Origin of the sequence: Streptomyces sp. NPDC006872 (assembly GCF_040635845.1) — a bacterium.
Taxonomy (GTDB): Bacteria; Actinomycetota; Actinomycetes; order Streptomycetales; family Streptomycetaceae; genus Streptomyces.
Window position 1 is genome coordinate 171911 of sequence record NZ_JBEYIL010000018.1, and the last position, 20291, is coordinate 192201.

The window sequence follows — 20291 nt, forward strand, 5'->3', positions numbered from 1 at the left end:
ATGAACCGTTCATGCCAGGGGAATGCGAACGCCAAGAAGAGCCCAAGTGACCGCTTGCTGGGCCGATTTGACGGATACGTCCATGAAATCGAGGGAAAACCCTATGGGTTGGCCTCCGGCAGGGTCATGGCTTGGCCTCCGGCGCGGTTATGGCTCGGCCTCGGGCAGGGTTACGGCTTGGCCCCTCGTGCCTTCAACATGCCTGTCATCAGGTCGATTTCCGACTGCTGCGCATCGACCATGCCCTGCGCCAGTCGCTTCTCCACGTCCACCGTGCACTTCTCCACACAGCCCTCGGCCATATGGATGCCGCCCTTGTGGTGTGCGGTCATGAGCTGCAGGTAGAACACCTCGGCCGCCTTGCCGTTCAGCGTCCCGAGCTTCTTCAGTTCGCTGTTGGTGGCCATCCCGGGCATGAGCGCGCCGTCCTCGCCGTCGCTCATTCCGCCCATGCCCATCCAGGTCATGGGCCCGTCGGACGACACCTTCGGCAGCGCCCACAGATCCAGCCACCCGAGCAGCATGCCGCGCTGGTTGGCCTGGGTCTGCGCGATGTCGTAGGCGAGCCGGCGTACCTCCTCGTCGGTCGTGCGGTCCCGCACGATGTACGACATCTCGACGGCCTGCTGGTGGTGCACCGCCATGTCCCGGGCGAACCCGGCGTCGGCGGAGTCGGCGGCGGGGGGCGTGACACCCGTCCCGCCGTCCCCGGCGACCGAGTAGGTGACGGCCCCGGCGGCGACCAGCACTCCGGCGACGGCGACCGCCACTCCCGCGTACCTCACCGGACCGACCTCGACCGGACCGACCTCAAGTGGAGCGACTTCAACCGAACCGACCTCGACAACCGAACCGACCTCACTGCGGCAGACCGCCCGTGCAGGCCGCGCCCGGCTCGGGCGTCTGCTCGCCCTGCACGAACTTCGCGAAGAACGTGTCGACGTTCGCGTCGCTCGCGCTCGTCACCGTGCGCTGGTTGCCCCACGCGGTGAGCATGATGGGGTCGGCCTGGGCGTCGTCCGGGCTCATGAAGGTGTAGGGCGTCTTCTTGACCTTGGCGGCGAGGGCGGTGACGTCCGCCTTGCTCGCCTTGCTGTTGTACGTCACCCAGACCGCGCCGTGCTCGAGCGAGTGCACGGCGTTCATGTTGTTCAGCGCCTTGGTGTAGACGTCGCCGTTGCAGTTCATCCAGACCTGGTTGTGATTGCCGCCGACGGGAGGCTCGGTCGGGTACTTCACCGTCTTGGCGACATGCGTGCGCCCCAGGGTGCCCTTCCATGTCTTGACCCCGTCCGAGCCGGTGACGAACTTCCCGGAGGACTTGGAGTCGGCGGCAGCGGTGTCGTCGTCGCCGGACTGCGCCTTCACGACGAACACGCCACCGGCGACGAGCGCGACGACGGCGACGACGCTGCCGCCGATCGTGAGAAACCGGTTACGCCGCTCACGGGCCTGCTCGGCCCGCCGCATCTCCTCTATTCGCGCCTTGCGTGTCGCGCTGGTGGTCTGGTCGGCGGAACCCATGAGGCCTGTCCTTCTGGGGGAAAGGGGCGGGACGGTGGAGGCGTAAGGGCATACGAGTCCGCTGATCGTAATAGGGGAGGCGGGGGATTTCGTAGACAGGTCACGGCCAAGGGCTGACCGAGGGGTGACTCAGGGATAATTTGAAGTACAGATGCGTATTATCTACCCTTCTTCTCATGCGGCTGCTGAGATCCACCGACCTGGCCCTGCGCGTCCTGATGAGACTCGCGGTGGCGGGCGACTCTCCGGAGACCACCCCGACGACCCGTGACGTGGCCGCCGCGATGGAGGTCCCCTACACGCACGCGGCCAAGGTCGTGGCCGAGCTCCAGCACATGGGTCTGCTGGAGGCCCGCCGCGGCAGGGGCGGCGGCCTGGCGCTCACGGAGAAGGGCCGCACGGCGTCCGTGGGCGGTCTGGTCCGCGCCTTCGAGGGCGACGGCGACGTCGTCGACTGCGAGGGCGCGACCCCCTGCCCCCTGAACTCCGCCTGCCGCCTACGAGGTGCCCTGCGCCGCGCCCAGGAGGCGTTTTTCGCTTCCCTGGACCCGATCACCCTCACGGACATCGTGGCGGAGCCGACGGGACCACTGCTGCTGGGGATCCCTACCGTTTCCGGGCCCGGTAGTGCTTCATCAGGGCGGTGATCCGCTCCGGATCCGCCTGGCCGTTGAGTTCGGCCAGCAGACCGTCCGGGCACAGCTCGTAGAGATCCCCCCACCATCGACGTCCCCGGTTGTCCCAGATCCGGTAACCCCCGGCCACGCCCCTGGCGACGTAACGTCTCCTGCTCATCGCCCCGTTTCCCCCTGACATCGCCATTGATCGCAGCTGGTCATGCCGGATTGGATGCACCCATGGAACGCATCGAAGCAGAGCTGTTCACCGACGGTGGCAACAACGCCGTGGTCCGACTGCCGGATCGGCGGTTTCCCGGGGTTCTGGTGCAGGGGGACTCGCTGCACATCCTCCGCACCGATGTGGCCGAGCTGGTGGAGGCGTGCGAGCGCGGCGACCTGGCCGACGCCCGCGACGGCGCCGGACTGCTCCTGGCCGGCCTGGACGCGCTGCTGGACCGTTACGCGACGGCATTGGCCGAGCATGAGATAGCCCGACCGTACTGACGCGACCGGAGTCGTCGAGACGGCTCAGAGCACCGGCTGGCCGACGCCCAGGAGGTTGCCCTCGCTGTCCCGGAACCAGGCTCCGCGTTCGCCCCGGGCGCCCCTGCTCGGGTAGTTGCCGTCGATCTCGGCGATGCCGCCGACGGTCCGGAAGCCGGGTACGTCGACGTCCTCGAACTCCACCCCGCGCCGCCGGAGTTCCGCCACCGTGGCCTCGATGTCGTCGACCTCGAAGGCCATCTGAGTGAACGCGCCGGATGCGGCTCCCGTCGAGCGGAACAGCACGAACTCCGCGCCCCCGCACCGGTACAGCAGCCCGCCCGGGCGTTCGTCGACGGGGTGCAGGCCGAGTCGCTCCGCGTAGAAACGTCGCGCCCGCTCCAGGTCCTGGGCGGGGAGCCTGGTCGCCACCCGGGACCGGGTCAGCGGGGTGCTGTCGTCCGTCGTGTTCGAGCTCATGCGCCCACTGTGCCGCGAGCGGCGGCCGGAGCTGCGGACGCGGAGGGGGTGTCAGTGGGCCAGGGCATCATCTGGCGGATGCGCTACCTACGTTGGACATCCGACCGCATGTTCGTCTCGTACTGCCAGTACTACCTCCAGGGCGACGAGTTCCTCACCGAGTACGACGACTCCGACACCGTCGAGCGGATCTTCGCGGGCAACAGCCTGGCGGCCGGCGGACCGGAGCACCTCACGCTGTTCGCCGGCACGCACACCGGACGGATCCGGCTGACGACCGAACAGTGCGCGCAGGAGCCGCCGTCGACCGGTGCCGAGGAGTGGGAGACCGTCGTCGACGTGAGCATCTGCAGCACCAGCGGGGTGCTGCGGCTGTTCCGGTGGGGCGGGGACGTCGAGGCGGAGGCCGGGAACTTCGCCACCGCCGGAGCCGGGTGGTACCGGATCCGAGCCAGGGCGCGCGGCCGGGACGCGGGCGCGCGCCCGAGCGAGGACCCGGGTGACGAGCCCGTCGAGGAGCACTTCCTGAGCGTGTGGCCCGCCCCGCCCGAGCCGGACGTCGTCCACCGCGCGGACGACGCCTTCGCCCGCGCCCACTACGATCCCGCCCGGCCCCCGGGCCTGCCCATCGAGCCCTGAGCCCTGAGCCCATGAGCCCTGAGCCCTAAACCCCTGAGCCCTGAACCCTGAGACCTGAACCCTGAGCCCTGAGCCCGGGGCGGCCGTCCTGACGAGCCCGTCTCAGGCCCGCGCCAGCCACAGATCCGGCCCGAACACCTCGTAGTGCACGTCCGCCGGGGCGACCCCCTTCTCGATCAGCTGGGCCCGCACCGCCCGCATGAACGGCAGCGGACCGCACAGGTACGCGCGCGTGCCCGGCGCGACGGGGACGTCGGTGAGGTCGGCCAGCCCCGTGCCGGCGCCCTCGGGGGCCTCCCGCTCGTACCAGAGGTGCAGGGAGGCGTCCGGCAGCTTCGCCGTGTAGGTCTCGTGGTCGGCGCGCAGGGCGTGGGCCGCGGGGGAGCGGTCCGCGTGGACGACCGTGACCGGGGCCCGGTGGCCCGTCGCCGCCAGGTGCGCCAGCATCGCGACCATCGGCGTCACGCCGATGCCGGCCGAGGCCAGCAGCAGAGGCGTCTCCTCGCCGCTGTCGAGCACCAGGTCGCCGTACGGCTCGGAGAGCTCCAGGACGCTGCCCTCGTGCACACGCGCGTGGAGGTGGTTGGAGACCTCGCCCTCCGGGGTCGTCGGGCTGCCGGGCTCCCGCTTGACGCTGATCTGGCGCAGGTTCGAACCCGGTGCGCCGGAGAGGCTGTACTGGCGGGTCTGGCGGGCGCCGTCCGGGAGTTCGGCGCGGACGGACACGTACTGGCCCGCGCGGAAGTCCCGGACCGGTGCGCCGTCGAGCGGGCGCAGCCGGAAGGTGACGACGTCCGGGGTCTCCGGGACGCGTTCCACGACCTGCCACTCCCGCCGGGCACCGCCCCCGCTCTCCTCGTACAGCCGCTTCTCGATCGCGATCAGCGCGTTCGCCATCAGCCAGTAGACCTCGGTCCAGGCGGCCGCCACCTCGGGCGTGACCGCCTCGCCGAGCACCGCGGCGATGGCGCCGAAGAGGTGCTTGTGGACGATCGCGTACTGCTCGGGGGCTATGCCCAGGGAGGCGTGCTTGTGGGCGATGCGGCCGAGCATCGCGTCGGGCCGGTCGTGCGGGTGCTCCACGGTGTGGGCCGCGAAGGCGGCGAAGGATCCCGCCAGGGCCTGGCGCTGGGTGCCGGCGGCCTGGTTGCCGCGGTTGAAGACGTCGCGCAGCAGCTCCGGGTGGGCGGTGAACAGGTCGGCGTAGAAGCGTTCCGTGATCTCGCCGATCGCGGCGCCCACGGCGGGGAGCGTGGCGCGGACGGTGGCTGCGGACTGCTCGGACAGCATCAGGACCTCCTCTGGCATCGCCGGCCTTACCCGGGTCGGCGCTCTGCCCAGCACACTAGCTAAACTTGCATCTGAGATGCAAATTAAGTGGGCGGGGTGAGACGGAGGGGGTCGGGCATTACGGATGTCGGTCCGAGCAGGCAAGATGGGCGGCAGAGCAGTACACCTGCCCGACGTGAGGCGTTCAGACCCCGGTCGCCGAGGCGATCATGGTCGGCAACGCGCACGAAATGGTGTTGTGGTGTGATGCTCAGGTGCCCGACCGCCTCTCCGCGGGACGAGAGACAGGCGGCCTGACCAGCAAGGATGGGGAAGCGGAAGATGGACAAGCAGCAGGAGTTCGTGCTCCGGACGTTGGAGGAGCGCGACATCCGGTTCGTACGGCTGTGGTTCACGGACGTCCTGGGCTTCCTCAAGTCCGTCGCCGTGGCCCCGGCCGAGCTCGAGCAGGCGTTCGACGAGGGCATCGGCTTCGACGGCTCCGCGATCGAGGGCTTCGCCCGGGTCTACGAGTCCGACATGATCGCCAAGCCGGACCCGTCCACCTTCCAGGTGCTGCCCTGGCGCGCGGAGGCCCCCGGCACCGCCCGCATGTTCTGCGACATCCTCATGCCGGACGGCTCCCCGTCCTTCGCGGACCCGCGCTACGTCCTCAAGCGGGCCCTCGCCCGCGCCTCCGACCTGGGCTTCACCTTCTACACCCACCCGGAGATCGAGTTCTTCCTGCTGAAGGACAAGCCGACCGACGGCTCGCGCCCGACCCCGGCCGACAACTCCGGCTACTTCGACCACACCCCGCACAACGTCGGCATGGACTTCCGCCGCCAGGCGATCACCATGCTTGAGTCCATGGGCATCTCGGTCGAGTTCTCCCACCACGAGGGCGCCCCCGGCCAGCAGGAGATCGACCTGCGCTACGCCGACGCGCTCTCCACGGCCGACAACATCATGACGTTCCGCCTGGTCATGAAGCAGGTCGCACTGGAACAGGGCGTCCAGGCGACGTTCATGCCGAAGCCGTTCAGCGAGCACCCCGGCAGCGGAATGCACACCCACCTGTCGCTCTTCGAGGGCGACCGGAACGCGTTCTACGAGTCGGGCTCCGAGTACCAGCTGTCGAAGGTCGGCCGGTCGTTCATCGCCGGTCTGCTGAAGCACGCCGCCGAGATCGCCGCCGTCACCAACCAGTGGGTCAACTCCTACAAGCGCATCTGGGGCGGCTCCGAGCGCACGGCCGGCGCGGGCGGCGAGGCCCCCTCGTACATCTGCTGGGGCCACAACAACCGCTCGGCCCTGGTCCGCGTCCCCATGTACAAGCCCGGCAAGACCGGCTCGGCGCGCATCGAGGTCCGCTCCCTCGACTCCGGCGCCAACCCGTACCTGGCCTACGCCATGCTGCTGGCCGCCGGCCTCAAGGGCGTCGAGGAGGGCTACGAGCTTCCGCCGGGCGCCGAGGACGACGTCTGGGCGCTGTCCGACGCGGAGCGCCGCGCCATGGGCATCGAGCCGCTGCCGCAGAACCTCGGCGAGGCGCTCACGCTGATGGAGCGCAGCGACCTCGTCGCCGAGACGCTCGGCGAACACGTCTTCGACTTCTTCCTGCGCAACAAGCGGGCGGAATGGCACGAGTACCGGAGCGAGGTCACGGCCTTCGAGTTGCGGAAGAATCTGCCGGTGCTGTAGGGACTCGAGGGCTGAAGGCCTCGCCGTAGGGGCGTGGGGCTCGGTGGGACTGTTGCTCGCGGTGGGGGCTGGTTGCGCCCACGCGGTGGAGCCGCATGTCGACACAGCCCCGCGCCCCTGCGGTGCGTTACTGGGCTGCCAGGTTGGCGAGGAGTTGGTGCAGGGGCTCTGTTTCCCTGCGCTTGTACTCCTGGATCGCCCAGCCGTTGCCGTCCGGGTCCTTGAAGTACATGAAGGTCGCACCGTCCCGGGGGGAGAACTGCATGGGTTCGGTGACCTCCAGGCCCCGGGCGGTCAGCTCTTTGTGCGCCGCCTTCGCGTCCGTCACGCAGAGTTGCATGCCGTGGTACGTGCCCGGCTGCGGGGTTCCCGTCGGCACCTGGAGGCCGTCCACCAGGGCGATCGAACAGCCCGATCCCGGCGGGGTGAGCTGCACGATCCGTACGCCCTCCATCACCTCGCCGTCGAGATCGACGTGGAAGCCGACCTTGTCCCGGTAGAACTCCTTGGCGCGGTCCACGTCCGACACCGGCAGCAGGATCACTTCGAGGGTCATGTTCATGGCGTTCTTGGGGCTCATGCGGGACTCCTTCGTGGCGAGCTGCACGTACCCAGCCCACAGAACCCGAAGCCGGGCCGGCGCGCCACCCTGAGGCGCGGGTTACGCTCGACCGGACGACCTTGATCGCACGACCTTGATCGCACGAGGAGGCCTGTGATGATGGCGCCGGGGCGCAGGAGCAGCACCTTCACCCGACTGCTGCGGCACGGCTTCACCGACCCCTCCGCCGCCGAGCGGCTCCTGGACGGGCCCGAGCTGTCCCCGGTGCGCGACGATCCCTTTCTGCTGGAGGCCCTGGGGGGCACCGCCGATCCCGATCTCGCGCTGCACGGCCTGGTCCGGCTGCTGGAAGCGCAGTCGGGGCACACCGCGAGACGGGAACTGCTCGACACCTTGATAGCGGCCAAGCCGCTGCGGGACCGGCTGCTGGGGGTCCTGGGGGCGTCCGCCGCGCTCGCCGATCACCTGGCCCGGCATCCGCGGGACTGGGAGGCGCTGGTCACGTACGAGCCCCGGGATCTGCATCCGGGAGTCGAGGAGTTCGAGCGGGGGCTCGCCGAGGCCACCGATCCGGTGTTGCTGCGGGTCGCCTACCGGCGGTGCCTGCTGTCCATCGCGGCACGTGATGTGTGCGGGACGACCGACCTCGCCGAGACCGCCGCCGAGCTCGCCGACCTCGCCACCGCCACCCTGCGGGCCGCCCTCGGTCTGGCGCAGGCCGAGGCGCCCGCGGATGCCGCGTTGTGCCGGCTTGCCGTCATCGCGATGGGCAAGTGCGGGGGCCATGAGCTCAACTACGTGTCCGACGTCGATGTGATCTTCGTCGGGGAGTCCGTGGACGGGGCCGACGAGGGCAAGGCTCTGCGGGCCGCCACGAAGCTCGCCTCGCACATGATGCGGATCTGCTCCGAGACCACCGTGGAAGGGTCCATCTGGCCCGTCGACGCCAACCTGCGGCCCGAAGGGCGCAACGGCCCGCTCGTGCGGACGCTCAGCAGCCATCTCGCCTACTACCAGCGGTGGGCCAAGACCTGGGAGTTCCAGGCCCTGCTGAAGGCGCGGCCGGTGGCCGGGGACCTGGAGCTGGGGGCCGAGTACGTCGCCGCCGTCGAGCCCCTGGTGTGGAAGGCCGCCGAGCGGGAGAACTTCGTCGTCGACGTGCAGAGGATGCGGCGCCGGGTCGTCGAGAACATCCCGGCCGCCGAGGTCGAGCGGGAACTGAAGCTCGGGCCCGGGGGGTTGCGCGACGTCGAGTTCGCCGTACAGCTGTTGCAGCTGGTGCACGGGCGGGCCGACGTCTCGTTGCGCAGCGGCACCACGCTCGACGCGTTGCAGGCACTCGCCGGGGGCGGGTATGTGGGGCGCTCCGACGCCGAGCAGCTCGACGTCGCCTATCGGTTCCTGCGGTCCATGGAGCACCGGATCCAGCTGTACCGGCTGCGGCGCACCCATCTGGTCCCGGAGAGCGAGGCCGACCTGCGGCGGCTCGGCCGCTCGCTCGGGCTGCGCACCGACCCGGTCGTCGAACTGACCCGTGAGTGGAAGCGACATGCCGCGGTGGTGCGGCGGCTCCACGAGAAGCTGTTCTACCGGCCATTGCTCGACGCGGTCGCCCAACTCGCGCCCGGGGAAGCCCGGTTGAGTCCGGAGGCCGCTCGGGAGCGGCTCGTGGCTCTTGGGTACGCCGATCCGGCTTCTGCATTGCGGCACATCGAGGCGCTGGCCTCCGGCGTCACCCGTAAGGCCGCCATCCAACGCACGCTGCTGCCCGTGCTGTTGGGCTGGTTCGCGGACTCCGCCGATCCGGACGCGGGGCTCCTCAACTTCCGGAAGGTGTCGGACGCGCTCGGCAAGACGCCTTGGTATCTGCGCCTGTTGAGGGACGAAGGGGCCGCGGCGGAGAATCTCGCGCGCGTGCTGTCCGCCGGACGGCTCGCCCCCGATCTGCTCATGCGCGCCCCGGAGGCCGTCGCGCTGCTCGGCGACGGCGACGGCGGGGGGCTCGAGCCCCGCGGGCGGGACCAGTTGGAGCAGGAGACACTCGCCGCGGTGGGGCGGGCCGAGGGCGCCGTGCAGGCGGTCACCGCGGCGCGCGGGGTCCGTCGGCGTGAGCTGTTCCGTACGGCCGCCGCGGACATCGTCGCCTCCTACGGGACCGAGTCGCATCCGGTCGAGGCCGATCAGGGTGCGCTCGTGGATCTGGTGGGGGGCGCGGTCTCCGACCTCACCGCCGCCACGTTGGCCGGCACGCTCCGGGCTGTCGTGCGGGACGGTTGGGGGGACACCCTGCCCACGCGGTTCGCGGTGGTGGGCATGGGTCGCTTCGGCGGGCACGAGCTGGGCTATGGGTCCGATGCGGATGTGCTCTTCGTGCACGAGCCCCGGGACGGGGTCGACGAGCGGGAGGCCTCGGAGGCCGCCAACAAGGTCGTCTCCGAGATGCGGCGGCTGCTGCAGGTTCCCAGCGCCGATCCGCCACTGCTGATCGATGCCGACCTGCGTCCGGAGGGGAAGTCCGGGCCGCTCGTGCGGACGTTGAAGTCCTACGAGGCCTACTACCGGCGGTGGTCGCTGGTCTGGGAGTCGCAGGCGCTGCTGCGGGCCGAAGTCGTCGCCGGTGACGAGGAGTTGGGGCGGCGGTTCATAGCCGTCGTCGATCCGCTGCGGTATCCGGCGGACGGGCTCTCCGAGGACGCCGTCCGGGAGATCCGGCGGCTGAAGGCCCGGATGGAGTCGGAGCGGCTGCCCCGGGGGGCCGATCCCAAGCTGCACACCAAGCTCGGGCCGGGTGGGCTGTCCGATGTGGAGTGGACCGTTCAGTTGGTTCAGATGCGGCACGGTGCCACGCAACCGGGGCTGCGGACCACCCGGACCCGGGACGCGCTGGCCGCCGCGCGCGAGGCCGGGCTCATCGGGGAGGAGGAGGCCGCGACGCTGGACGAGGCCTGGGTGCTGGCCACTCGGGTGCGTAACGCGGTGATGCTGGTGCGGGGGCGGGCCGGGGACACGTTTCCGTCCGGGGCGCGTGAACTGGTCGCGGTGGGGCGGTACTTGGGGTATGGGCCCGGACGGGTGGGGGACATGCTCGACGACTATCGGCGTACCGCTCGGCGGGCTCGGGGGGTTGTCGACGAGCTCTTCTACGGCGGGTAGCCGGCTCTTCTGCGGTGGGTGGCTCGGCTGACGCGGCGAAGGGAGTGGGTGACTTGCTCCTTTGCGGTGCGTGGCTCGGCCCGGCTCGGCGAACGGCGGTGGGTGGGTCGGGGCCGTGGCGGTGCGTCGAGCCCGTCGCGTGTGGGGCGTGCTGCTGTCCGTTGCCACAGTGGGACTCACAGTGGGACTTGGCTGTGACGAGCTAAGCGACGGGCTGCGACGCACCGCCACGGCCCGCTTGCGTCGTCTTGCCTGTGAGCGCCGTAGGGGCACTCCCTTTCGGGCGTGTGGGCTCCTTCGTGCGGGTCAGTGCCACGCCCAGGAGTACCACCGCCATGCCTGCCAGGACTCGGGGGCCGATGTGTTCGTCCAGGATTGCCGCGCCCAGGGCTATGGAGACCACCGGGAGCAGGTAGCCGACCGTTGCCGCTGTCGTGGGGCCCTCGTCCGCTATCAGGCGGTAGTTGAGGTAGAAGGTGACTCCTGTGCCCAGCACGCCCAGGGCCGTGACCGCCAGGAGGGCGGTGACGTCGGGGTGGAAGGCGGTGGCCGTGGGGAGGGCCAGGGTGGTCCAGGCCGTGGCGGCCAGGAGTTGGGCTGCCGACATGGCCAGGGGGGCGTCCTGGGTCGTCAAGTGGCGGGCCATGTAGGCGAAGGCCACCGCGTAGCTGGCCGCCGCGGCCAGCAGGGCCAGGGCGGGCCAGGTGAGCAGGCCCTCGTGGTGCCAGGGGGCGAAGATCAGGACCGTGCCGGCGAAGCCCAGGAAGAGGCCGGTCAGGCGGGCCGGGTGGGTCGTGCGGTCCGTGCCCAGGGTGATGCCGATGAGCAGGGACCAGAGGGGGGTCGTGGCGTTGAGGACGCCGGCCAGGCCCGAGTCGAGGTGCTGTTCTCCCACGGCGAAGAGGGCGAACGGGATCGCGTTGCAGAACAGGGCGGCCACGGCCAGGTGGCGCCAGATGGTTCTGGAGCGGGGGAGTCGTTGGCCTGCGCGGTGGGCGAGGAGGAGGAGTACGGCGGTGCCGAGGGCGCAGCGGATGATCGTGATCTGGGCTGGGGTCAGGCCGTGGGTCAGGGCCAGCTTGATCCAGAGGAAGCCGGAGCCCCAGAAGAGGGCCAGCGCTGCCATGCGGAGGGCGGAGGACATGCTCTCTACGGTCGGCTCTGCGATGTGTGAGGACAAGTGAAATGTTCTTGATGGTTCGTTAAGCTGGGCTGCATGCTTGATGTGCGGCGGATGCAGGTGTTGCGGGCGGTCGTGGGGAGCGGGTCTGTTACGGGGGCCGCGGGTGTGCTGGGGTATACGCCGTCCGCGGTCAGCCAGCAGATCGCCGCCCTGGAGAAGGAGGCGGGGGCTGTGCTGCTGGAGCGGGTGGGGCGGGGGGTTCGGCCCACCGCTGCCGGGTTGTTGCTCACCGAGTACGCGGACTCCATCGGGCGGCAGGTCGCCGAGGCCGAGGCCGCTCTCGCCGATCTGCTGGCCGGGCGTACGGGGCGGCTCTCGGTGCGGTACTTCGCCACGGCGGGGGCCGGGCTGGTCGCGCCGGCCGTGGCCCGGCTGCGGGCGGCGCATCCCGGGGTGCAGATCGATCTGAAGCTGACCGCCGACCCCGGGGACTCGCTGGCCGCGGTACGGGAGGGGCGGGCCGATCTGGCCCTGCTGGTGAAGGGGGCCGGCGGGGCGGGGAGCGGCATGCGGGTCGTTCCGCTGCTGGACGATCCCTACCTCGCCGTGCTGCCTCGCGGGCATCGGCTTGCCGGGCGGCGGAGTCTGCGGCTGGTGGAGTTGGCCGCCGAGGCGTTCGTCGGGAGTGAGTGGCCCGGCCCCTGTCTCGACGCCCAGCTCGATGCCTGTGCCGCCGTCGGGTTCCGGCCCCGGTTCGTCGTCGAGAGCGAGGACTACGTGACCGCCCAGGGGTTTGTCGCCGCGGGGCTGGGTGTGAGTCTGGTGCCCCGGCTGGGGCTGGGGAGTCGGCATCCGGGGGTGGTGGTGCGGGAGGTGCGTGATCCGGTGCCGGTGCGGGGCATCTGTGCGGTGGTTCGGGAGACGGCGCCTGCGCAGCCCGCCCTGGATGCGTTCATCGATGCCTTGCGGGCCGCCGCGTCGCCCGACGCCCGACGCCCGACGCCCGACACCCAACACACGACGCCTGACGCCTGACGCCTGACGCCTGAGGTCGTCAGGCCTGTGTCGTCAGGCCTGTGTGGGGTGCTCGCGCTCCGTTCTCGCCTGGGTCATGAGGCCCCTCAGGCCCACTTCGAACGCCTGGTCCGCTCTGCCCTCCGGCACCGCTGCCAGGGCCTCGGCCAGGTGGGGGGTGGGCGCGTCGTCCGTCAGTTCCCACATCGTCTCGGGGGCCGCCAGGTCCAGGGCCGAGCCCAGGATCAGGTTCTCGAGCGCGATGAGCAGGGGCATCACCGCGCGGGGTGCGAAGCCTGCCTCCAGCAGCAGGGTCACCGCGCGTTCGTACTGTTCCAGGACCCGGGGAGCGCGTACGGGTGAGGTCATGAGGAGCGGGATCGCCCTGGGGTGGGCGGCGAACGCGGCCCGGTAGGAGCGGGCCCAGGCTTCCAGGGCCGTGTCCCAGGGCGCGGCGGCGTCGAGGGTCTTCGGGTCGATCGCGGACGCCACTCGTTCGCGCAACAGTTCGATTATGCCGTCCCGGCCGTCCACGTGGTGGTAGACCGAGCCGGTCTGGACGCCCAGCCGCTTCGCGATCTGCGGGACGCTGAAGTCGCCCTGCTCGTCGACGAGTTGCAGCGCGGTCGTGGTGATGCGCTCGCGGTCGAGGAGCGGTGTGCGCGGCCGTCCCATGTGTGCGGTCTCCCCCTGAAGTCTGAGAAGGGCTTCCCGGATGCCCAGGAGGAGGCTACATTGCCGAAACCGAAAGCCTTTAGATTTACGGGCCCGGGGCGGTCGCAGTGCTTCGTCCGCCCCGGGGAACGCCGGTCATCCCGCACGCCCGGAAACCTCCATTCCCGCCGCGCTCGAAGGGCTTCCCCATGTCCGACACCGCCCGTGAGCAGAGAACGCCGCCCGCCGCGGCGACCCTCCGCTCCGGTTCGCTCGGCACTGCCGACATCGCCTTCTTCGTCGTCTCCGCCGCCGCCCCGCTCACCGTCATGGCCGGCGTCGCCCCGCTCGCCATCCTGCTCGGCGGCGTCGGCGCCCCCGCCGGATACCTCATCGCCGGCATCACCCTCGCCGTCTTCGCCGTCGGCTTCACCACCATGAGCCGGCATGTGAAGAGCGGCGGCGCCTTCTACGCGTACATCACCCGCGGCCTCGGCCGGCCGGTGGGCATCGGCGCCGCCCTGCTCGCGCTGATCGGCTACGTCGGCATGGAGATCGGCGTCTACGGGCTGCTGGGGTCCGCCGGGCGCGACACCTTCCAGGCTCTGTTCGGCGCCGATGTTCCCTGGCTGCCCATCGCGCTGGTGGGGCTGGGCGTCATCTGGTACGGCGGTTATCGATCTATCGACTTCGGCGCGAAGGTGCTGGGCGTCCTGCTCGTCGCCGAGACCGGGATCCTGCTGCTGCTCGCGGCCGGCGTGCTGGTCAAGGGGGGTGCGCACGGGTTGTCCGGGGCGTCCTTCGCGCCGGACAACGTGCTGGTGTCCGGCACGGGCGTCGTGCTCGCCTTCGCCTTCGCCGCCTTCACCGGGTTCGAGTCGACCGTCATCTACCGGCGCGAGGCCCGTGACCCGGGGCGGACGGTGCCCCGCGCCACCTACGCGGCCATCGGGTTCCTCGGGCTCTTCTACGCCTTCGTCGTCTGGATCGTCATCCAGGCCTTCGGGGACGCCGGTGTGATCGCGGCGGCCGCCAAGGATCCCGGTGGGCTCTTCTTCTCCGCCATCACGACCTACGTCGGCGGCTGGGCGGCCGACCTGATGCACGTCTTCATCGTCACCAGCGTTCTCGCTTCGCTGCTCGCCTTTCACAACGCCATCAACCGGTACACCCTCGCCCTCGCCGAGGAGGGGGTGCTGCCCAGGGCGCTGGGACGGATCCATCCGCGGCACCGGTCGCCGTATGTGGCCGGGCTCGCGCAGACCGTCCTCGGCGCGGTGGTCGTGCTCGGGTTCTGGGCGGCGGGCGCCGATCCCTACGGACAGCTCCTGTTGTGGGTCAACACCCCGGGCATGATCGGGCTGTTCGTGCTCCAGATGCTCGCCGCGATCGCCGTGCCCTGCTACTTCCGGCGGGTGTCGCACCAGGAGGGCGTGGCGCGGACGGTGGTCGCCCCCGTCGTCGCCGCGGTGCTGCTGGCCGGTGCGATAGGGCTCGTGGTCACCCACATCGACCTGTTCACCGGGGCTTCCGACGCCGTGAACACCCTGCTGATCGCCCTGGCGCCCGCCGTCTTCGTCGCGGGACTCGGCCTGGCCTGGTGGCTGCGCCGCGAGCGGCCCCTCGTGTACGCGAACTTCGCCGCCGAGCCCGCCGAAGCCGAAGAGCCCGTAGAGCCCGTAGAGCCCGCCGAGCCCGCCGAGCCCGCAGAGGAGTTCACCTCGTGACCGTCCCCGACCTGATCCTCGCCGGCGCCACGGTGCGCACCCTCGACCCCGCCCGGCCGTACGCCACCGCCGTCGCCGTGCGCGACGGGGTGATCGCGGCCGTCGGCGACGAGAGCGACGTACGCGACTGGCGCGGGCCGGGCACCGAGGTCGTGCCCCTGGCGGGCGCCCATCTCGTGCCCGGGCTCGTCGACGCGCACAGCCACCCCGTGTGGGGGCTGGACATGGCGACCGGCGTGGATCTGTCGGGGGTGGCCGATCTTGCGGGGCTGCGGCAGGCCCTGGCGGGCGCCGAGCGGATCGACGGATGGGTGGTCGGGTTCGGGCTCGATCACAACGCGTTCGAGGGGCGGGCCGTCGACCGGGCGCTCGTGGAGGACGTCCTCGGGGGCGCACCGGCCTTTCTGCGGCTGTACGACGGGCACTCCGCGCTCGCCGACGGCGCGGCGCTCGCCGCGGCGGGCGTGACCGGGGCGCGCACCTTCGCGCAGCGGTCGGAGGTGGTCTGCGACGGCGCCGGGCGGCCCACCGGGCATCTCGTCGAGCACGCCGCCATGGAGCTGGTGGCGGCGGTCGCGCCCCGGCCCTCGTACGCCGCCCGGCGGGAGCGCCTCGTCTCGCTGCTCTCCGCGATGGCGGACACCGGGCTGACCGGGGCGCACGTCATGGACGCGGGGGATCCGGAGCTGGTCGCGGAGGTGGCCCGGGAGACCGTGCTGCCGGTGCGGCTGCGGTTCGCGCCCTGGTGCATGCCGGGCGTGGACGGGGCCGGGCTGCGGGAGCTGGTCGCGCAGCAGGGGCGGGGCGGACGGCACTGGGTCGTCGACGGGGTGAAGTTCTTCATGGACGGGACCGTGGAGGGAGGGACCGCATGGCTGGAGCATGCCGACTGCCACGGACAGGGGACCGCCGCCTTCTGGCCGGATCCCGGGGCCTATGCCGAAGCGGTGCGGTCGCTGCACGCGGACGGCGTGCGTACCGTCACCCATGCCATCGGGGACGCGGCCGTACGGCATGTGCTCGATGTGGTGGCCGGGCTGGGGGAGGGGGCCCGGGGGCGGCACCGGGTCGAGCACCTCGAGAGCGTGCCCGACGCTCTGCTGCCTCGGTTCGCCGAGCTGGGGGTGGCGGCGTCCATGCAGCCGCCGCACACCGCCTACACGCGGGCCGACGGCACCGACGAGTGGTCCCGTCGGCTCGGCGCCGACCGGGCCGGGCGCGCCTGGCGGCTACGGGATCTGCGGGACGCCGGCGCGACGGTCGCCCTGGGCTCGGACTGGCCCATCGCCCCCTACGACGTACGCGGTGTGCTGGCCGACGCGCGGGCGCCGCGCGGTGCGGCTTCGGCGCGGGCGGGGCTCACGGGGCTGGAGGCTCTGGAGGGGTGTACCACGCACGCCGCCCGGGCCGCGGGGGAGAGCGACTCGGCGGGCCGTATCGCCGTCGGTCTGCGCGCCGACCTCACGGTGCTGGGACTGGACCCGGTCGAGGCCCCGGCGGACGAACTGGCGCAGGCGCCGGTGCGGCTGACGGTGACCGGCGGGCGGGTGGCGCATCGCGGGGACTGCTGAGCGCATCGCCGGGACGGCTGAGGCTCACGCCTTGGTGGGCAACAGCGGCCTGCCCCGCCGCTTCGTCTTCGGCGGGGCCGGCCGCGGCAGGGAGTACGGCAGCGCTCCGTACCAGACGCGGGCCACCGTGAAGCCGAAGGCCAGGCAGATGACGCCGCCGACCGCGTCCAGCCAGAAGTGGTTGGCGGTGGCGACGATGACCACCAGGGTCGCCGCCGGGTACAGCAGGCCCAGGATCCGTACCCACGGGACCGAGGCGAGCGCGAAGATCGTCAGACCGCACCACAGGGACCAGCCGATGTGCATGGACGGCATCGCCGCGTACTGGTTCGACATGTGTTTGAGGTCGCCGGAGGCCATCGAGCCCCACGTCTGGTGGACCATCACCGTGTCGACGAAGTCGCCGCCCGGCATCAGGCGCGGCGGCGCCAGCGGGTACAGGTAGTAGCCGACCAGGGCCACCGCCGTGGTGGCGAAGAGCACGAGGCGCGTCGCCGCGTAGCGGCCCGGGTGGCTGCGGTAGAGCCAGACCAGGACCGTCAGGGTGACGATGAAGTGCAGGGTCGCGTAGTAGTAGTTCATGCCCACGATGAGCCAGGTCACCGAGTTCACCGCGTGGTTGACGGACTCCTCCACGGCCAGACCGAGGTGGTGCTCCATCCGCCAGATCCAGTCCGCGTTGCGCAGTGCCTCGGCCCGTTGCTCCGGGACCGCGTTGCGCACCAGCGAGTACGTCCAGTAGCTCACACCGACGAGCAGGATCTCAAACCAGAGGCGGGGGCGGCGGGGGGTGCGCAGGCGGTCCAGACGCCGGCGCCGGGTCCCGGCCGTGACGGGGTGCGGAACGGCCTGTTCACGGCCTTCCAGTGGCGTCACAGTCGATTCACCCATGGACATAAAGTCTGCCAGAAAAGCCCCCTTCGCCCGATCATCCCTCGGGCGGGTTCGCCCCGCACGTTCTACGGCGGGAGGACGCCTTCGTCTGCTACTGACGCACTGGGGGAGACCCTGAGGTCTCCGCCTTACGGACGATTCCGGTCCCCGGGGGCCGAAGCGGTCGAACCGCGCACCACCAGTTCCGGCATGAACACGAACTCGCTGTGGGGCGCAGGGGTCCCGCCGATCTCCTCCAGGAGGGTGCGGACGGCGGCCTGGCCCATCGCCGGGACCGGCTTGCGGACGGTCGTCAGCGGCGGGTCGGTGAAGGCGATCAGCGGGGAGTCGTCGAAACCGACCACCGAGACGTCCCGGGGGACCGCGAGGCCGCGCTGGCGGGCCGCCCGTATCGCGCCGAGGGCCATCATGTCGCTCGCGCAGACGACGGCCGTGCAGCCCCGGTCGATCAGGGCCGTGGTCGCCGCCTGACCGCCCTCCAGGGTGTAGAGGGAGTGCTGGACCAGCTCGGTCTCGATCGTCTCCGGGCTCAGCCGCAGCTGCTCCTGCATCGCCCGTACGAAGCCCTCGATCTTGCGCTGGACCGGCACGAACCGCTTCGGGCCGAGGGCCAGCCCGACCCGGGTGTGGCCGAGGGAGACGAGGTGGGTGACCGCCAGGGTCATCGCCGCCCGGTCGTCGGGGGAGATGAACGGCGCCTGGACCTTCGGGGAGAAGCCGTCCACCAGGACGAAGGGCACGCCCTGCGCGCGCAGCTGCTCGTAGCGCTGCATGTCGGCCGTGGTGTCCGCGTGCAGCCCGGAGACGTAGATGATGCCGGCCACCCCGCGGTCGACCAGCATCTCGGTCAGCTCGTCCTCCGTGGAGCCGCCCGGGGTCTGGGTGGCGAGCACCGGGGTGTAGCCCTGGCGGGTCAGCGCCTGGCCGATGACCTGGGCCAGGGCCGGGAATATCGGGTTCTCCAGCTCCGGCGTGATCAGGCCGACCAGACCCGCGCTGCGCTGGCGCAACCGGACCGGGCGCTCGTAGCCCAGGACGTCCAGAGCGGCGAGCACGGACTGACGGGTGGTGGCGGCGACGCCAGGCTTGCCGTTGAGGACGCGGCTGACGGTCGCTTCGCTCACCCCCGCCTGAGCAGCGATGTCGGCAAGCCGTGTGGTCACAGGGGTGGACTGTACCGGTCGGGTGCCGGCTTGCACACCGATGGGACGCCGCGGACGGCCTGGTGAACGACCCGCGCCGGGCTGCTGCGTCATCGAGCTCCCTCGTGAAAGTGATGGCAAGAGCTTGCAGAGTCTTGCACAGCAGCCGTGTGCCCCGCCGTGAGGCCGCTCAACCGCGACAACTACGGTCTCACGGCGGTCGAGGGGAGGTCACGCAGGGGTCACGGGCGGATAACTTCGGAGACCTCTTGCACTTTTTTTCTGCAAGGTCTTTCGTACCGCTTACATCGCTGTTACGTTCACGTCGCCCGACGGCAGCAACGGCGCGGTCGGAGTCGGCAGGGCGGCGGACGGGACCGCCTCCTGTTGCTGAACGGGCTCTCACCCTCAAGGAGAAACTCATGCGGCGTGGCATAGCGGCCACCGCGCTGGTGGCGTCCTTCGCCCTCGCGGCGACGGCCTGCGGCGGGGACGACAGCGGCAGCGACAACTCGTCCGGGCCGGTCACCATCACCTGGTGGGACACCTCCAACGCCACCAATGAGGCGCCGACGTACCAGGCCCTGGTCAAGCAGTTCGAGGCCGCCAACAAGGACGTCAAGGTCAAGTACGTCAACGTGCCCTTCGACCAGGCGCAGAACAAGTTCGACACCGCCGCCGGCGCGTCCGGCGCCCCGGACGTGCTGCGCTCCGAGGTCGGCTGGACCCCCGCCTTCGCCAAGAAGGGCTACTTCCTGCCGCTGGACGGCACCGACGCCCTCAAGGACCAGGCCAAGTTCAAGTCGAACCTGATCGAGCAGGCCAAGTACGAGGGCAAGACGTACGGCGTGCCGATCGTCACCGACACGCTCGCGCTGGTCTACAACAAGGCCCTCTTCGCCAAGGCCGGCATCACCGAGGCCCCCAAGACCTGGGACGACCTGAAGACCGCCGCCGCCACCATCAAGGACAAGACCGGCGTCGACGGCTACTGGGGCTCCACCCAGGCCTACTACGCCCAGTCCTTCCTCTACGGCGAGGGCACCGACACCGTCGACGCCGACGCCAAGAAGATCACCGTGAACTCGGCGGCGGCGAAGAAGGCGTACGGCACCTGGCTCGGCCTCTTCGACGGCAAGGGCCTGCACAAGGCCGACACCACCGCCGACGCCTACGCCCACATCCAGGACGCGTTCGTCAACGGCAAGGTCGCCGCGATCGTCCAGGGCCCGTGGGAGATCACGAACTTCTACAAGGGCAGCGCCTTCACGGACAAGGCCAACCTCGGCATCGCCACCGTCCCGGCCGGCTCCACCGGCAAGGCGGGCGCCCCGACCGGCGGCCACAACCTCTCGGTCTACGCCGGCTCCGACAAGGCCCACCAGGCCGCCGCGCTGAAGTTCGTCAACTTCATGACCTCCGCGACCTCCCAGGCGACCATCGCGCAGAAGAACTCCACGCTGCCGACGCGCGACGACGCCTACACCGCCGCCGTCAAGGCCGACCCGGGCATCGCCGGCTACCAGACCGTTCTGTCCGCCGCCCAGCCGCGCCCGGCGCTGCCGGAGTACAGCTCGCTCTGGGGCCCGCTGGACACCGAACTGCCCAAGATCGCGGGCGGCAAGGAGAGCCTCGACAAGGGCCTGAGCAACGCTGAACTCGCCATCGCCAAGCTGGTGCCGGACTTCAGCAAGTAAGCCCCGCGTGGCCGCCGGATCTCCCACTGCAAGCG

Annotated in this window: 19 protein-coding genes; 9 read left to right on the plus strand and 10 right to left on the minus strand. The window is 70.9% G+C overall.

What is annotated here, in order from left to right; all coding sequences use genetic code 11:
* Positions 1-170: 170 nt before the first annotated feature.
* Together ABZ725_RS40220 and ABZ725_RS40225 are read right to left on the minus strand one after the other, a co-directional pair.
* Positions 171-770, minus strand: coding sequence for a DUF305 domain-containing protein (locus ABZ725_RS40220; protein ID WP_358807384.1), 600 nt, complete (start codon positions 768-770; stop codon positions 171-173).
* Between the two features lie 88 nt (positions 771-858).
* Positions 859-1524, minus strand: coding sequence for a DUF3105 domain-containing protein (locus ABZ725_RS40225; RefSeq protein ID WP_358807331.1), 666 nt, complete (start codon positions 1522-1524; stop codon positions 859-861).
* Between the two features lie 176 nt (positions 1525-1700).
* Here ABZ725_RS40225 and ABZ725_RS40230 point away from each other — a divergent pair, with 176 nt between their 5' ends.
* Positions 1701-2171: an Rrf2 family transcriptional regulator gene (locus tag ABZ725_RS40230; RefSeq protein WP_358807332.1), complete on the plus strand. Its 471-nt coding sequence runs from the start codon at positions 1701-1703 to the stop codon at positions 2169-2171.
* Here the strand turns inward: ABZ725_RS40230 and ABZ725_RS40235 are convergent.
* The gene (locus ABZ725_RS40235) at positions 2131-2319 is read right to left on the minus strand and encodes a hypothetical protein (RefSeq protein WP_358807333.1); all 189 of its coding nucleotides are present in this window, start codon (positions 2317-2319) and stop codon (positions 2131-2133) included. The genes ABZ725_RS40230 and ABZ725_RS40235 overlap by 41 nt on opposite strands.
* Before the next feature lie 62 nt (positions 2320-2381).
* Here ABZ725_RS40235 and ABZ725_RS40240 point away from each other — a divergent pair, with 62 nt between their 5' ends.
* Positions 2382-2648: a hypothetical protein gene (locus ABZ725_RS40240; protein ID WP_358807334.1), complete on the plus strand. Its 267-nt coding sequence runs from the start codon at positions 2382-2384 to the stop codon at positions 2646-2648.
* Between the two features lie 24 nt (positions 2649-2672).
* On the opposite strand, the gene ABZ725_RS40245 is transcribed toward ABZ725_RS40240, so the two are convergent.
* Positions 2673-3107: a VOC family protein gene (locus ABZ725_RS40245; RefSeq protein ID WP_358807335.1), complete on the minus strand. Its 435-nt coding sequence runs from the start codon at positions 3105-3107 to the stop codon at positions 2673-2675.
* Between the two features lie 78 nt (positions 3108-3185).
* Between ABZ725_RS40245 and ABZ725_RS40250 the strand changes: the two genes are divergently transcribed.
* The gene (locus tag ABZ725_RS40250; protein ID WP_358807336.1) at positions 3186-3746 is read left to right on the plus strand and encodes a hypothetical protein; all 561 of its coding nucleotides are present in this window, start codon (positions 3186-3188) and stop codon (positions 3744-3746) included.
* 102 nt (positions 3747-3848) lie between these two features.
* Here ABZ725_RS40250 and ABZ725_RS40255 read toward each other — a convergent pair whose 3' ends face one another.
* The gene (locus tag ABZ725_RS40255) at positions 3849-5036 is read right to left on the minus strand and encodes a globin domain-containing protein (protein ID WP_358807337.1); all 1188 of its coding nucleotides are present in this window, start codon (positions 5034-5036) and stop codon (positions 3849-3851) included.
* 321 nt (positions 5037-5357) lie between these two features.
* On the opposite strand from ABZ725_RS40255, the gene ABZ725_RS40260 reads away from it, so the two are divergent.
* Positions 5358-6719 carry a glutamine synthetase family protein gene (locus ABZ725_RS40260; protein ID WP_351916609.1) on the plus strand — a complete coding sequence of 454 codons (1362 nt, stop codon included), beginning with the start codon at positions 5358-5360 and terminating at the stop codon, positions 6717-6719.
* Between the two features lie 127 nt (positions 6720-6846).
* On the opposite strand, the gene ABZ725_RS40265 is transcribed toward ABZ725_RS40260, so the two are convergent.
* Entirely contained in the window at positions 6847-7281 is a 435-nt protein-coding gene (locus tag ABZ725_RS40265) for a VOC family protein (RefSeq protein ID WP_358807385.1), read from the minus strand.
* Positions 7282-7437: 156 nt separating this feature from the next.
* Between ABZ725_RS40265 and ABZ725_RS40270 the strand changes: the two genes are divergently transcribed.
* Positions 7438-10434, plus strand: coding sequence for a bifunctional [glutamine synthetase] adenylyltransferase/[glutamine synthetase]-adenylyl-L-tyrosine phosphorylase (locus tag ABZ725_RS40270; RefSeq protein ID WP_358807338.1), 2997 nt, complete (start codon positions 7438-7440; stop codon positions 10432-10434).
* A gap of 202 nt (positions 10435-10636) precedes the next feature.
* Here the strand turns inward: ABZ725_RS40270 and ABZ725_RS40275 are convergent, their stop codons facing one another.
* On the minus strand, positions 10637-11578 hold the full coding sequence (locus ABZ725_RS40275) for a DMT family transporter (protein ID WP_358807339.1): 942 nt from the start codon (positions 11576-11578) through the stop codon (positions 10637-10639).
* 72 nt (positions 11579-11650) lie between these two features.
* Between ABZ725_RS40275 and ABZ725_RS40280 the strand changes: the two genes are divergently transcribed.
* Complete coding sequence (locus tag ABZ725_RS40280) at positions 11651-12592, plus strand: LysR family transcriptional regulator (protein ID WP_358807340.1); 942 nt, start codon at positions 11651-11653, stop codon at positions 12590-12592.
* A 33-nt stretch (positions 12593-12625) separates the two neighbouring features.
* On the opposite strand, the gene ABZ725_RS40285 is transcribed toward ABZ725_RS40280, so the two are convergent.
* Positions 12626-13246: a TetR/AcrR family transcriptional regulator C-terminal domain-containing protein gene (locus ABZ725_RS40285; protein WP_358807341.1), complete on the minus strand. Its 621-nt coding sequence runs from the start codon at positions 13244-13246 to the stop codon at positions 12626-12628.
* A gap of 188 nt (positions 13247-13434) precedes the next feature.
* On the opposite strand from ABZ725_RS40285, the gene ABZ725_RS40290 reads away from it, so the two are divergent.
* Positions 13435-14952, plus strand: a complete 1518-nt coding sequence (locus ABZ725_RS40290; RefSeq protein ID WP_358807342.1) for an APC family permease — start codon at positions 13435-13437, stop codon at positions 14950-14952.
* Positions 14949-16523 carry an amidohydrolase gene (locus ABZ725_RS40295; protein WP_358807343.1) on the plus strand — a complete coding sequence of 525 codons (1575 nt, stop codon included), beginning with the start codon at positions 14949-14951 and terminating at the stop codon, positions 16521-16523. Before ABZ725_RS40290 ends, ABZ725_RS40295 begins: the two co-directional genes overlap by 4 nt.
* 24 nt (positions 16524-16547) lie before the next feature.
* Here ABZ725_RS40295 and ABZ725_RS40300 read toward each other — a convergent pair whose 3' ends face one another.
* Positions 16548-17414 carry a phosphatase PAP2 family protein gene (locus ABZ725_RS40300; protein WP_358807344.1) on the minus strand — a complete coding sequence of 289 codons (867 nt, stop codon included), beginning with the start codon at positions 17412-17414 and terminating at the stop codon, positions 16548-16550.
* A 131-nt stretch (positions 17415-17545) separates the two neighbouring features.
* Positions 17546-18580 carry a LacI family DNA-binding transcriptional regulator gene (locus ABZ725_RS40305; RefSeq protein WP_351914795.1) on the minus strand — a complete coding sequence of 345 codons (1035 nt, stop codon included), beginning with the start codon at positions 18578-18580 and terminating at the stop codon, positions 17546-17548.
* Between the two features lie 401 nt (positions 18581-18981).
* Between ABZ725_RS40305 and ABZ725_RS40310 the strand changes: the two genes are divergently transcribed.
* Positions 18982-20256 (plus strand): extracellular solute-binding protein, encoded by a 1275-nt coding sequence (locus ABZ725_RS40310; protein ID WP_358807345.1) that lies wholly within the window; start codon positions 18982-18984, stop codon positions 20254-20256.
* The last annotated feature ends 35 nt before the right edge of the window (positions 20257-20291 follow it).

What these genes read in the sequence shown, in the direction of transcription:
- ABZ725_RS40300 (WP_358807344.1), bottom strand. Translation starts at nt 17,414, where the DNA reads ATGGGTGAATCGACTGTGACGCCACTGGAAGGCCGTGAACAGGCCGTT.
- ABZ725_RS40275 (WP_358807339.1), bottom strand. Translation starts at nt 11,578, where the DNA reads ATGTCCTCCGCCCTCCGCATGGCAGCGCTGGCCCTCTTCTGGGGCTCC.
- ABZ725_RS40240 (WP_358807334.1), top strand. Translation starts at nt 2,382, where the DNA reads ATGGAACGCATCGAAGCAGAGCTGTTCACCGACGGTGGCAACAACGCC.
- ABZ725_RS40260 (WP_351916609.1), top strand. Translation starts at nt 5,358, where the DNA reads ATGGACAAGCAGCAGGAGTTCGTGCTCCGGACGTTGGAGGAGCGCGAC.
- ABZ725_RS40290 (WP_358807342.1), top strand. Translation starts at nt 13,435, where the DNA reads ATGTCCGACACCGCCCGTGAGCAGAGAACGCCGCCCGCCGCGGCGACC.
- ABZ725_RS40270 (WP_358807338.1), top strand. Translation starts at nt 7,438, where the DNA reads ATGATGGCGCCGGGGCGCAGGAGCAGCACCTTCACCCGACTGCTGCGG.
- ABZ725_RS40280 (WP_358807340.1), top strand. Translation starts at nt 11,651, where the DNA reads ATGCTTGATGTGCGGCGGATGCAGGTGTTGCGGGCGGTCGTGGGGAGC.
- ABZ725_RS40310 (WP_358807345.1), top strand. Translation starts at nt 18,982, where the DNA reads ATGCGGCGTGGCATAGCGGCCACCGCGCTGGTGGCGTCCTTCGCCCTC.
- ABZ725_RS40255 (WP_358807337.1), bottom strand. Translation starts at nt 5,036, where the DNA reads ATGCTGTCCGAGCAGTCCGCAGCCACCGTCCGCGCCACGCTCCCCGCC.
- ABZ725_RS40285 (WP_358807341.1), bottom strand. Translation starts at nt 13,246, where the DNA reads ATGGGACGGCCGCGCACACCGCTCCTCGACCGCGAGCGCATCACCACG.
- ABZ725_RS40230 (WP_358807332.1), top strand. Translation starts at nt 1,701, where the DNA reads ATGCGGCTGCTGAGATCCACCGACCTGGCCCTGCGCGTCCTGATGAGA.
- ABZ725_RS40245 (WP_358807335.1), bottom strand. Translation starts at nt 3,107, where the DNA reads ATGAGCTCGAACACGACGGACGACAGCACCCCGCTGACCCGGTCCCGG.
- ABZ725_RS40235 (WP_358807333.1), bottom strand. Translation starts at nt 2,319, where the DNA reads ATGAGCAGGAGACGTTACGTCGCCAGGGGCGTGGCCGGGGGTTACCGG.
- ABZ725_RS40225 (WP_358807331.1), bottom strand. Translation starts at nt 1,524, where the DNA reads ATGGGTTCCGCCGACCAGACCACCAGCGCGACACGCAAGGCGCGAATA.
- ABZ725_RS40265 (WP_358807385.1), bottom strand. Translation starts at nt 7,281, where the DNA reads ATGAACATGACCCTCGAAGTGATCCTGCTGCCGGTGTCGGACGTGGAC.
- ABZ725_RS40250 (WP_358807336.1), top strand. Translation starts at nt 3,186, where the DNA reads ATGCGCTACCTACGTTGGACATCCGACCGCATGTTCGTCTCGTACTGC.